The sequence below is a fragment of the Nitrosomonas ureae genome, from assembly GCF_900108305.1.
Classification (GTDB): Bacteria; Pseudomonadota; Gammaproteobacteria; order Burkholderiales; family Nitrosomonadaceae; genus Nitrosomonas; species Nitrosomonas ureae_B.
In genome coordinates, this window is sequence record NZ_FNUX01000020.1 from 43,505 (window position 1) to 53,305 (window position 9,801).

Genomic DNA, 9,801 nt, shown 5'->3' on the forward strand with positions numbered 1-9,801 from the left:
TTTATTCCTTATGCTTCTATAATATTTTGCCACCCGAAACTTCTATCATTACTTTTGCTCCTTTACTAACATGAATTCCTTGTAATGAAATTGCTTTATCAATCTGATCTGCACCGTAAATTTTAACTTCTCTCACTTTGTCTGGAATAATGCTAAATTTTTTTAATAAATCAATGCTAATCACTTCTTCAGGAATTAATTTTATATCTCTCAATCTCAAACAATGATAATCGACTCTTTTTAGAACGGAAAAACCTCTTTTAGGCAAACGTCTTTGTATTGGCATCTGCCCTCCTTCAAATCCTACCTTATGAAATCCACCAGAGCGTGATTTTTGTCCTTTATGACCACGACCACAAGTTTTTCCCAAACCTGATCCCATCCCTCGACCCACTCGTACTTTATTTTTAACAGAACCTATACAAGGTTTAATTTTATTTAGGAACATATTAGTAAAATTTTATTAAATATCTAACTTTATTTATCATCCCAAGAATTTCCGGGGTTTTAACAAGCGTTGAACAACTATTGATTTTTTTTAATCCTAACCCTCTGATGGTCGCTCTATGAGATTTTTTTACGCCAATCAAACTCTTAAATAAAAATATTTTTATTGTGTCTGGAGTCATATCTTTAGTCATTGCTTCATCCCAAAATTTCTTTAACTGACTTTCCGCGTTTAGCCGCTATGCTTGCTGGTGTATTCATCATATTCAGCCCTTTGAGTGTTGCTCGCACCACATTATATGGATTTGTAGAACCAATGCATTTAGCAAGAATATCCGTCATGCCTACAACCTCGAAAATTGCTCGCATAGGACCTCCCGCAATAATCCCTGTTCCCTCTGGAGCAGGTTGCATGTATACCTTTGCAGCCCCGTGAGAAGCTATGATTGGATGATATATAGTGCCATTCCTTAGTTTAACCTTTATCATTTTTCTACGAGCTTCATCCATTGCTTTTTGAACAGCAACCGGTACTTCACGGGATTTTCCCTTACCCATGCCGACACTACCATCACCATCACCAACAACTGTAAGCGCCGCAAAACCTAATATGCGCCCACCCTTAACAACTTTAGTAACTCTATTGATAGCGACCATTTTCTCGCGCAAATCATCGCCACCTTCCTCACTTCCTACGAATTTTCCATTTGCCTTTCCAGCTTTAACCATCACTAATCCTTCATTAGAATCTTAATCCATTTTGACGTGCTGCCTCTGCTAACGCTTTAACTCTTCCATGAAATTTATATCCTGCTCTATCAAAAGCGATATCTGTTATTCCACATTCCTTTCCTTTTTCCGCGATTCTTTTTCCAATAAGAGTTGCCGCTGATACCGTGTTACCAGACGATATCTCCCTTCTAACCTCAGGCTCCAGAGTAGAAGCACACGCAATAGTTCTATGATGCTTATCATCGATTAATTGTGCATAAATATGCAAATTAGTTCGATGCACTGACAATCTTATAGCTCCAATTTCTGCAATTTTAAGTCGGGTTTTTTTTGATCGCTTTAGACGTTTATCTTTCAAATTTTCCATATCATTTCACTTATTTCTTCTTCGTTTCTTTAAGAATGATACTCTCATTTGAGTAACGAATACCCTTCCCTTTATACGGCTCTGGTTTTCTATACGATCGTAAATCTGCAGCTACTTGCCCAACCATTTGTTTATTTATTCCCTTAATATGTATTTCAGTTTGCGTTGGAGTTTCAATTTTTATTCCTTCAGGTATTACATAATCTATCGAATGCGAAAAGCCTAGCGCCAGATTAATTTTATCTTGAGCTGCTTGTGCTCGATAACCAACCCCAATCAATTGCAATTTCTTTTCAAATCCAACGGTAACACCATGAACCATATTCGCTATCAGAGCTCTCGTAGTCCCCGACATAGCATTAGACTGTTTAGATTCTGATGTGCATTTAACTCTAATCTCATTACCAGTCACCTCCAGCATAACATCATTAGTTAATTTTTGATGTAGAACACCTAAAGGACCTTTAACAGTTAGATTGAAGTCAGAAGAGCTTATCTCCACGCTGGATGGAATAGTCACAGGATTTTTACTTACACGAGACATTTAAATATCCTTTAAACAACATAGCATAACAACTCCCCTCCAACTCCAAGCACTTGCGCTTTTCTTTGCGTCATTACACCTTTAGAGGTTGAGACAATCGCGATACCTAGGCCATTCATAACATTTGGTAGGTTTTTACTAGATTTATATATTCTCAGACCAGGTTTACTGACACGCGATATCTTTTCAATCACACTGTCGCCAGAATGATATTTTAATTTAATTTCTAAATTAATTTTAATACCTCCTTCAACGATATTAAAATTTTCAATATACCCCTCATCTTTTAGAACAGTGGCTATTGCTTTCTTGATACGAGAATTTGGCATTATTACAGATTCCTTTTTAGCCAACTGTGCATTACGGATACGCGTTAGCATATCAGCAATTGGATCACTCATACTCATAATGGTATCTACCCACCGATTAGTTATATTGATAAAACCTGATGAACAAACTTTGATTAACTAAAATATAGCTATATCACCAACTCGCTTTTGTTATTCCTGGTATTTTGCCGCTCATTGCAATATCTCTTAGCTTACCTCTTCCTAAGCCAAATTTTGAGTACACCCCTCGCGACCTTCCAGTTAACGTACACCTATTCCTTAATCGAACAGGACTAGAGTCTCTCGGTAGTTTTTGTAATGCCAGAGAAGATTCATAGCGCTCAGCATCACTGAGCGTAGAATCATTTATTTTTTTCTTTAAATTTACCCTTCGCTCATTATATTTTTGCACAATTTTATATCTTTTGATATTTCTGTTGATAACAGCAATCTTTGCCATTCTAATCTCAGTTTTTAAAAGGAAAATTAAAAGCAGCCAATAACGCCTTCGCTTCCGCATCGCTCTTGGCTGTAGTTGTGATTGATATATTCATGCCCCTCAAACAGTCAATTTTATCATAATCTATCTCAGGAAATATAATTTGTTCTTTCACACCCATATTATAATTACCTCTACCATCGAAGGATTTACTCGAAATTCCTCTAAAATCTCTTATTCTGGGTATTGCAATCGTTATTAATCGATCAAGAAATTCGTACATTCTAACCCGTCGCAGCGTAACCATGCATCCTATTGGATAATCCTTCCTCACTTTAAATGTCGCAATGGATTTCTTAGCCTTAGTAATCACCGGTTGTTGGCCAGATATCTTTTTTAGATCAAACAATGCATTCTCGATTATTTTTTTGTCGACAGTTGCCTCACCAAGTCCAATATTTAACGTAACTTTAGTTATGCAAGGAACCTGCATAACAGAATTGTACTTGAATTGTTCCATTAATTTTTTCACAACCGCATTTCTATAATATTCTTGTAAGCGAGCCATTTAACCTATTTCCTCTTTACGATTCAATCAAATCACCACTAGATTTAAATATACGCACCTTATTATTATCTAAGTCAAATTTAAATCCCACTCTATCAGGTTTCTTTGAATTAAAATTATAGATTGCAACATTAGAAACATGTATTGGCATCTCTTTGGCTATTATACCACCCGAACTACCATTAGCTGGATTAGGTTTTTGATGTTTCTTAACTATATTTATCCCTTGAACAATTAAATAATCGCCCTTCTCAACACGAAGGATGGTTCCTCTTTTTCCTTTATCTTTACCGGCAATAATTATTACATCATCACCTTTTCTTAATTTCTGCATGCTAATCCCCTTCTGTCCCTACAATACTTCTGGAGCTAGAGATACGATTTTCATAAAATGCACACTCCGCAACTCGCGAGTCACTGGACCAAATATGCGTGTTCCTATTGGTTCAAATTTATTATTAAGCAATACAGCAGCATTATCATCAAATTTTAATAAAGAACCATCATTACGTCTTACACCTTTTGCTGTTCTAACTACTAATGCATTATATACTTCACCTTTTTTCACTTTTCCTCTAGGTGCCGCATCTTTAACGCTAACTTTAATAATATCGCCTATTCCTGCATACTTTCTTTTTGATCCGCCAAGTACTTTTATACACATAAGAGACCGAGCGCCTGTATTATCCGCCACCCTTAATATTGATTGCATTTGGATCATTTTTTATTCACTTTTGTAAATTTTATTCTCGGCACACATGAGATGCTATTTATAATTAACATTTGTACTAATGTACTGATCATTAAAATGATGATCATCGTATTTATTTATCATCCTCAAATTCCAAGGTTGAATCACATAATTTTTTCTATTATCAAGACAGATCATTCATCTAGATTTTTATACTTTATCTATTACTTTCCAATTTTTTGTTTTAGACAAAGGTCGACATTCTTCCAATAGGACAATATCACCTATTGAATATTGATTAATTTCATCGTGAGCATGATATTTCTTAGATCTCGTAATAAATTTTCCATACAGCGGATGCATTAATCTACGTTCCACTAAAACAGTTACAGTTTTATCCATCTTATCGCTAATAACTTTTCCACTCATAGTACGGTTTAGTTTATCGATCTTCATGATTATTTTGTCGCTGGGTTATAAATGTTTTCACTCTGGCAATATCTCTTTTTATCATTTTTAATTTCTTAGTATTCGACAATTGCTGTGTCGCCAATTGCATTCGTAGCCCAAATTGCGCCTTCAACAGAGAAATCAATTCTACATTTAATTCCGATAATTGTTTATCTTTTAGTTCAATTGACTTCATAGCTATCCACCAATTTGTCTCATAGTAAATGTCGTTCTAATTGGAAGCTTAGCTGCAGCTAGTCGGAAAGCCTCTTTTGCCAATTCTTCTGTAACTCCATCCATCTCATACAACACTTTTCCAGGTTGTATTTCAGCTACGTAATATTCTGGATTTCCTTTTCCGTTCCCCATTCTAACTTCAGCCGGTTTTTGGGAAATCGGCTTGTCAGGGAAAATTCTAATCCAGATTCTTCCTCCCCTTTTAATATGTCTTGTCATTGCTCTACGAGCCGCTTCAATTTGACGCGATGTTAATCGTCCTCTTTCTATTGCTTTTAGACCGAATTCCCCAAAGCTAACTTTAGCTCCACGCGTAGCAATCCCAGTATTCCTTCCTTTTTGTTGCTTTCTATATTTAGTTCTAGCTGGTTGAAGCATTTATTTCTCCACAATTCATTTTTTATCAACTTTTTCAATATGCTCAATATAAGTAGAACTATCTTCTAATTCTGAATTCTTGCTATTACTTTTTTCATTCCTTGAATCTGAGGAATCTACAAATGATAAAGAAGGTCGTTTATTGTGTTTCTTTTTTTCATTCTCTGAATTCAGGTTTGTAATTAAATGATTTACTTGATCACCTTTGCCAAGTAATTCACCCTTAAAAATCCATACTTTTATGCCTATTATTCCATAGGTAGTTTTGGCTTCTGATGTCCCATAATCAAGATCCGCTCTCAATGTGTGAAGCGGAACCCTTCCTTCTCTATACCATTCAGTACGTGCAATCTCAATCCCATTCAATCTACCAGAGCTCATGATTTTTATTCCTTGAGCACCAAGCCTCATAGCATTTTGCATTGCACGCTTCATTGCTCTTCGAAACATTATTCTTTTTTCTAATTGCTGCGCAATATTATCAGCTATTAGTTGTGCATCAATTTCAGGCTTTCTAATTTCTTCTATATTTACATGTACGGGAACACCCATTCTTTTTTGTAGTTCACTACGCAATACTTCAATATCTTCACCTTTCTTACCAATTACAACACCTGGCCGAGAACTAAAAATTGTAATTCTAGCGTTCTTTGAAGGTCGCTCTATCAGAATCTTACCAACCGATGCATTTTTAAGCCTATTTGCCAGAAAAGCTCGAACCTTTATATCTTCATTGAGCATGGTTGCGAAATTACTACTATTCGCATACCATCTTGATAACCAATTTTTATGCACAGACAATCTAAAGCCAGTCGGATTTATTTTTTGACCCATATCAGTTAGTGCCTTTATAAGTAGAGCCACTACCATCACCTAAAGTCAGCGATATATGGCAAGTCGGTTTTACAATTTTATTTCCACGCCCCTTAGCACGAGCACTTGTTCTCTTCATGGATGTGCCTTGATCAACCATAATTGACGAAATCTTAAGCTCATCAATATCGGCACCATCATTGTGTTCAGCATTAGCTATTGCAGACTCTAGCAACTTATGTATTAGCTCTGCGCCCTTTTTGGGACTAAATGTTAATATACTCAACGCCTTGTCTACTGCTAGACCTCTTATCTGATCAGCAACAAGGCGACACTTCTGCGCCGAGATTCTGGCACCACGTAATTTAGCAATTGTTTCCATCTTTATTTTCTAACGCTTAGTAACAATTTTCTTATCACCAGCATGTCCTTTAAAAGTACGTGTTAATGAAAATTCCCCAAACTTATGGCCCACCATATTTTCGGTAACAAATATCGGTATGTGTTGCTTTCCATTATGGACTGCTACAGTTAATCCAATGAAGTCAGGCAATATCGTTGATCGCCTCGACCACGTTTTAATTGGGCGTTTGTCATTCGTATTTCGCGCTTTTTCAATTTTTGCAACTAAATGAGCATCAACGAATGGTCCTTTTTTTACTGAGCGCGGCATTTAATTACCCTTTCTTTGAATAACGATGACGAATTATCATCACATTTGTTCTTTTATTTTTACGAGTTCTATATCCCTTTGCTGGTACTCCCCAAGGGCTTACCGGATGTCTCCCTGCCGATGTTCTACCTTCACCACCGCCATGAGGGTGATCAATAGGATTCATTGCCACACCCCGAACAGTCGGTCTAATTCCACGCCATCTTACTGCACCAGCCTTGCCTATCGATCTTAAACTATGCTCTGCATTTCCTACCTCGCCTATAGTAGCTCTACAATCTATATGAACTTTACGTACTTCACCTGAACGCAGTTTAATTTGCGCATAATTACCTTCCCTAGCTTGTAGTTGCACAAACGAGCCTGCGGATCTAGCTAATTGAGCTCCTTTTCCAGGCAACAACTCGACACAATGAACTATTGTCCCTATTGGTATACTGCGTAGTGGCAAGGCATCACCAAGTTTAATTTGTGCTAATTTTCCACTACCAATTTTCATTCCTACTACCAAACCTTTTGGCGCAATTATGTATTTTCTTTCTCCATCGCTATAACATACTAAAGCAATATTTGCTGATCTGTTAGGATCATATTCAATGCGCTCTATCGTAGCAATAACATCATCTTTATTGCGCTTAAAATCAATTAATCGATAGTGCTGTTTATGCCCCCCCCCACGATGCCGTGTAGTAATATGCCCGTGATGATTACGACCAGCAGTTTTAGATTGCTTTTCAAGCAAAGCTTTATGAGGCTTTCCTTTGTATAATTCTTTAGTTATTAACTTAACAACCGATCTGCGCCCAGGCGATGTGGGTTTTAATTTTACAAGTTGCATTATTTAGCCTCTACATTCGCAAAATTTGTAAAATTAAGCTCTTGACCATTTTTAATGCTTATAATAGCTTTTTTCCAATCAGATCTTTTTCCCACAAAACGTCCAAATCGCTTTTGTTTTCCTTTCACATTAATTGTTTGAACTTTTTCAACTTCGATTTTTTGTTCTTTCCATAACAACTCTATGGCCCTCTTAATTTCTAGCTTAGTAGCATCCCTCGCCACGCGAAATATGGTTTGATTATTTTTCTCTCCCAGATAGGTTGACTTTTCTGAAATATGAGGTGCCAATATAATTTTTAACAAATGCCCCTGATTGATATTTTGATTACTCACGAAAGAAGCTCCTCTATTTTTTTCAAACCATCACTTGTGACAAGCGTTTTTTTGAATTTTAAAAGACTGACCGGATCTATGTTGTTTACTTCAACCACAGCAACATTCGGAATGTTTCGTGATGATAAATAAAGATTATCATCAATCTCATTAGTTATAATCATCACATTACTCAATCCAAGATCTTCTAATTTCTCAGACAATGCTTTAGTTTTATACGAATCCACACCAAATGATTCAATAACAAACAACCTATTATCGCGAATTAGCTGTGACAATATAGAGCTTATTCCTGCACGGTACATTTTTTTATTCAATTTTTTTCTAAAATTTTCCCCAGAACCATTAGGAAAAATTTTTCCACCTCCACGCCATATCGGACTTGAAGCCATACCGGCACGAGCTCTACCTGTTCCTTTTTGCCGCCAAGGTTTACGAGTTGACTTAGCAATTTCCGACCTACCTTTTTGTGCTCGAGTTGCAGAACGTGCGTTAGATAAATATGAAGTGATAACTTGATGAACGAGCGATTCGTTATAATCTCTCTTAAAAAGCTCATCAGAAACAGTTATGCTTGCTGTTTTCTGATCCTTATTACCAATAAGCTCTATTTCCATTGCCCATTCACCTTACTTGTTTGTATTTTGTCTTTATAAATTTATTTCTTTTCTTTTACACTTGATCGAACTATTACATATCCATCTTTTGATCCTGGAATTGCACCTTTGATTAACAGCAAATCTCTTTCATTATCAATTCTTAATATCTCAAGATTCTGTACAGTTCTTCTGACATTTCCCATATGTGCCGCCATGCGTTTACCTGGAAAAATACGTCCTGGATCTTGTGCCATACCAATTGATCCAGGTTTTTTATGCGCTTTTGAGTTACCGTGACTTGCTCTATTAGAAGAAAAGTTGTGCAACTTTATTGCCCCAGAAAAACCTTTTCCTATCGTAACCCCAGATATATCAACCTTTTGTCCTACCTTAAATATATCACTCTTAATTTCCATTCCATTTTGGAGCGGATCAAGAACAGAATCATCCTTTACTCTAAACTCTCTGACGATACTTCCTGCCACCACACCAGCTTTAGCGCAGTGGCCTGCTGTTGGTTTATTCACTCTTGATATCTTTTTCTGACCAAACGATACTTGAGCAGCACAATAACCATTAGAAGAAGTTTTCTTTATTTGAGTTATACGATTACTTGCAACATCAATTACCGTTACCGGAAAAGTATCTCCATTTTCTGTAAAAATTCGCATCATACCAATTTTACGGCCAATTAATCCTAAACTCATTTCATCTCTCTTTCTAGGAGCGCTCTTATTTAATTTCTTAAAATAAAAATATATTAATTAACAATGAGTATTGTATTCTCATTTATAGCTTTATCTCTACATCAACGCCTGCGGGTAAATCTAATTTCATTAATGCATCTACCGTCTTATCTGTCGGATCTATTATATCCATTAGCCTTAAATGTGTTCTAATTTCAAACTGATCACGTGAAGTCTTATTTACATGAGGTGAGCGCAACACATCAAAACGCTCAATCTTGGTTGGCAATGGAATCGGTCCCTTAACCACTGCTCCTGTCCGCTTTGCTGTCTCAACAATTTCTATAGCCGATTTATCTATCAAACGATAATCGAAGGCTTTAAGACGAATTCTAATTTTCTGATTTTGCATATACTCGTTCCTGAGTTAATAAATTCGATATTTAAATACACCAAACATTGAACTTATTTTTCCTTACCTTCCTCACATCACTCAATAATTTTAGCAACGACGCCCGCACCGACGGTTCTTCCGCCTTCACGTATCGCAAAGCGTAATCCGTCTTCCATCGCAATTGGCGCTATTAAGTTTACCGTTACCGAAACATTATCCCCAGGCATCACCATCTCCGTTCCCGCAGGCAATTCTATCGCTCCCGTCACGTCTGTCGTTCT

22 protein-coding genes are annotated in these 9,801 nt (G+C 36.6%); all 22 read right to left on the reverse strand.

Annotation, left to right across the window (positions count from 1 at the left end; genetic code table 11):
• Positions 1-16 precede the first annotated feature (16 nt).
• Complete coding sequence (rplO, locus tag C4S39_RS11015) at positions 17-448, reverse strand: 50S ribosomal protein L15 (RefSeq protein WP_103967046.1); 432 nt, start codon at positions 446-448, stop codon at positions 17-19.
• Position 449: 1 nt separating this feature from the next.
• Positions 450-641, reverse strand: a complete 192-nt coding sequence (gene rpmD / locus C4S39_RS11020) for a 50S ribosomal protein L30 (protein ID WP_103967047.1) — start codon at positions 639-641, stop codon at positions 450-452.
• 4 nt (positions 642-645) lie between these two features.
• On the reverse strand, positions 646-1,176 hold the full coding sequence (gene rpsE / locus C4S39_RS11025; protein WP_103967048.1) for a 30S ribosomal protein S5: 531 nt from the start codon (positions 1,174-1,176) through the stop codon (positions 646-648).
• 13 nt (positions 1,177-1,189) lie between these two features.
• Positions 1,190-1,546 (reverse strand): 50S ribosomal protein L18, encoded by a 357-nt coding sequence (rplR, locus tag C4S39_RS11030; RefSeq protein WP_103967049.1) that lies wholly within the window; start codon positions 1,544-1,546, stop codon positions 1,190-1,192.
• Positions 1,547-1,556: 10 nt separating this feature from the next.
• On the reverse strand, positions 1,557-2,090 hold the full coding sequence (rplF, locus tag C4S39_RS11035; protein ID WP_103967050.1) for a 50S ribosomal protein L6: 534 nt from the start codon (positions 2,088-2,090) through the stop codon (positions 1,557-1,559).
• An 11-nt stretch (positions 2,091-2,101) separates the two neighbouring features.
• Positions 2,102-2,497 carry a 30S ribosomal protein S8 gene (gene rpsH / locus C4S39_RS11040; protein WP_103967051.1) on the reverse strand — a complete coding sequence of 132 codons (396 nt, stop codon included), beginning with the start codon at positions 2,495-2,497 and terminating at the stop codon, positions 2,102-2,104.
• Positions 2,498-2,573: 76 nt separating this feature from the next.
• Complete coding sequence (gene rpsN / locus C4S39_RS11045; RefSeq protein ID WP_103967052.1) at positions 2,574-2,879, reverse strand: 30S ribosomal protein S14; 306 nt, start codon at positions 2,877-2,879, stop codon at positions 2,574-2,576.
• Positions 2,880-2,886: 7 nt separating this feature from the next.
• The gene (gene rplE / locus C4S39_RS11050; RefSeq protein WP_103967053.1) at positions 2,887-3,426 is read right to left on the reverse strand and encodes a 50S ribosomal protein L5; all 540 of its coding nucleotides are present in this window, start codon (positions 3,424-3,426) and stop codon (positions 2,887-2,889) included.
• A gap of 16 nt (positions 3,427-3,442) precedes the next feature.
• A complete protein-coding gene (gene rplX / locus C4S39_RS11055; RefSeq protein WP_103967054.1) occupies positions 3,443-3,760 on the reverse strand; it encodes a 50S ribosomal protein L24 in 318 nt (105 codons plus the stop codon).
• A gap of 18 nt (positions 3,761-3,778) precedes the next feature.
• Positions 3,779-4,147: a 50S ribosomal protein L14 gene (rplN, locus tag C4S39_RS11060; protein WP_013647115.1), complete on the reverse strand. Its 369-nt coding sequence runs from the start codon at positions 4,145-4,147 to the stop codon at positions 3,779-3,781.
• A 180-nt stretch (positions 4,148-4,327) separates the two neighbouring features.
• The gene (gene rpsQ, locus C4S39_RS11065; RefSeq protein ID WP_103967055.1) at positions 4,328-4,573 is read right to left on the reverse strand and encodes a 30S ribosomal protein S17; all 246 of its coding nucleotides are present in this window, start codon (positions 4,571-4,573) and stop codon (positions 4,328-4,330) included.
• A complete protein-coding gene (rpmC, locus tag C4S39_RS11070; RefSeq protein WP_103967056.1) occupies positions 4,560-4,763 on the reverse strand; it encodes a 50S ribosomal protein L29 in 204 nt (67 codons plus the stop codon). Before rpmC ends, rpsQ begins: the two co-directional genes overlap by 14 nt.
• A 2-nt stretch (positions 4,764-4,765) precedes the next feature.
• Complete coding sequence (gene rplP, locus C4S39_RS11075; RefSeq protein WP_103967057.1) at positions 4,766-5,182, reverse strand: 50S ribosomal protein L16; 417 nt, start codon at positions 5,180-5,182, stop codon at positions 4,766-4,768.
• Between the two features lie 15 nt (positions 5,183-5,197).
• Positions 5,198-6,016, reverse strand: coding sequence for a 30S ribosomal protein S3 (gene rpsC, locus C4S39_RS11080; protein ID WP_103967058.1), 819 nt, complete (start codon positions 6,014-6,016; stop codon positions 5,198-5,200).
• Between the two features lies 1 nt (position 6,017).
• Positions 6,018-6,377, reverse strand: coding sequence for a 50S ribosomal protein L22 (rplV, locus tag C4S39_RS11085; protein WP_103967059.1), 360 nt, complete (start codon positions 6,375-6,377; stop codon positions 6,018-6,020).
• A gap of 9 nt (positions 6,378-6,386) precedes the next feature.
• Entirely contained in the window at positions 6,387-6,668 is a 282-nt protein-coding gene (rpsS, locus tag C4S39_RS11090; RefSeq protein ID WP_062558935.1) for a 30S ribosomal protein S19, read from the reverse strand.
• 4 nt (positions 6,669-6,672) lie between these two features.
• Entirely contained in the window at positions 6,673-7,506 is an 834-nt protein-coding gene (gene rplB, locus C4S39_RS11095) for a 50S ribosomal protein L2 (RefSeq protein ID WP_103967060.1), read from the reverse strand.
• Positions 7,506-7,841: a 50S ribosomal protein L23 gene (gene rplW / locus C4S39_RS11100; RefSeq protein ID WP_103967061.1), complete on the reverse strand. Its 336-nt coding sequence runs from the start codon at positions 7,839-7,841 to the stop codon at positions 7,506-7,508. The genes rplB and rplW overlap by 1 nt, the downstream gene beginning before the upstream one ends.
• Entirely contained in the window at positions 7,838-8,458 is a 621-nt protein-coding gene (gene rplD, locus C4S39_RS11105) for a 50S ribosomal protein L4 (RefSeq protein WP_103967062.1), read from the reverse strand. Before rplD ends, rplW begins: the two co-directional genes overlap by 4 nt.
• A gap of 41 nt (positions 8,459-8,499) precedes the next feature.
• On the reverse strand, positions 8,500-9,147 hold the full coding sequence (rplC, locus tag C4S39_RS11110) for a 50S ribosomal protein L3 (protein WP_103967063.1): 648 nt from the start codon (positions 9,145-9,147) through the stop codon (positions 8,500-8,502).
• Between the two features lie 82 nt (positions 9,148-9,229).
• Positions 9,230-9,538 carry a 30S ribosomal protein S10 gene (gene rpsJ, locus C4S39_RS11115; protein WP_013647104.1) on the reverse strand — a complete coding sequence of 103 codons (309 nt, stop codon included), beginning with the start codon at positions 9,536-9,538 and terminating at the stop codon, positions 9,230-9,232.
• A gap of 77 nt (positions 9,539-9,615) precedes the next feature.
• On the reverse strand, positions 9,616-9,801 hold a 186-nt coding region (locus C4S39_RS11120), incomplete at its 5' end, for an EF-Tu C-terminal domain-related protein (protein WP_445641272.1).

What these genes read in the sequence shown, in the direction of transcription:
- rpsN (WP_103967052.1), bottom strand. Translation starts at nt 2,879, where the DNA reads ATGGCAAAGATTGCTGTTATCAACAGAAATATCAAAAGATATAAAATT.
- rpsJ (WP_013647104.1), bottom strand. Translation starts at nt 9,538, where the DNA reads ATGCAAAATCAGAAAATTAGAATTCGTCTTAAAGCCTTCGATTATCGT.
- rplE (WP_103967053.1), bottom strand. Translation starts at nt 3,426, where the DNA reads ATGGCTCGCTTACAAGAATATTATAGAAATGCGGTTGTGAAAAAATTA.
- rpmC (WP_103967056.1), bottom strand. Translation starts at nt 4,763, where the DNA reads ATGAAGTCAATTGAACTAAAAGATAAACAATTATCGGAATTAAATGTA.
- rplO (WP_103967046.1), bottom strand. Translation starts at nt 448, where the DNA reads ATGTTCCTAAATAAAATTAAACCTTGTATAGGTTCTGTTAAAAATAAA.
- rplB (WP_103967060.1), bottom strand. Translation starts at nt 7,506, where the DNA reads ATGCAACTTGTAAAATTAAAACCCACATCGCCTGGGCGCAGATCGGTT.
- rpsC (WP_103967058.1), bottom strand. Translation starts at nt 6,016, where the DNA reads ATGGGTCAAAAAATAAATCCGACTGGCTTTAGATTGTCTGTGCATAAA.
- rplV (WP_103967059.1), bottom strand. Translation starts at nt 6,377, where the DNA reads ATGGAAACAATTGCTAAATTACGTGGTGCCAGAATCTCGGCGCAGAAG.
- rpsQ (WP_103967055.1), bottom strand. Translation starts at nt 4,573, where the DNA reads ATGAAGATCGATAAACTAAACCGTACTATGAGTGGAAAAGTTATTAGC.
- rpsS (WP_062558935.1), bottom strand. Translation starts at nt 6,668, where the DNA reads ATGCCGCGCTCAGTAAAAAAAGGACCATTCGTTGATGCTCATTTAGTT.
- rplN (WP_013647115.1), bottom strand. Translation starts at nt 4,147, where the DNA reads ATGATCCAAATGCAATCAATATTAAGGGTGGCGGATAATACAGGCGCT.
- rplR (WP_103967049.1), bottom strand. Translation starts at nt 1,546, where the DNA reads ATGGAAAATTTGAAAGATAAACGTCTAAAGCGATCAAAAAAAACCCGA.
- rplP (WP_103967057.1), bottom strand. Translation starts at nt 5,182, where the DNA reads ATGCTTCAACCAGCTAGAACTAAATATAGAAAGCAACAAAAAGGAAGG.
- rplX (WP_103967054.1), bottom strand. Translation starts at nt 3,760, where the DNA reads ATGCAGAAATTAAGAAAAGGTGATGATGTAATAATTATTGCCGGTAAA.
- rplD (WP_103967062.1), bottom strand. Translation starts at nt 8,458, where the DNA reads ATGGAAATAGAGCTTATTGGTAATAAGGATCAGAAAACAGCAAGCATA.
- rpmD (WP_103967047.1), bottom strand. Translation starts at nt 641, where the DNA reads ATGACTAAAGATATGACTCCAGACACAATAAAAATATTTTTATTTAAG.
- rplC (WP_103967063.1), bottom strand. Translation starts at nt 9,147, where the DNA reads ATGAGTTTAGGATTAATTGGCCGTAAAATTGGTATGATGCGAATTTTT.
- rpsE (WP_103967048.1), bottom strand. Translation starts at nt 1,176, where the DNA reads ATGGTTAAAGCTGGAAAGGCAAATGGAAAATTCGTAGGAAGTGAGGAA.
- rplF (WP_103967050.1), bottom strand. Translation starts at nt 2,090, where the DNA reads ATGTCTCGTGTAAGTAAAAATCCTGTGACTATTCCATCCAGCGTGGAG.
- rpsH (WP_103967051.1), bottom strand. Translation starts at nt 2,497, where the DNA reads ATGAGTATGAGTGATCCAATTGCTGATATGCTAACGCGTATCCGTAAT.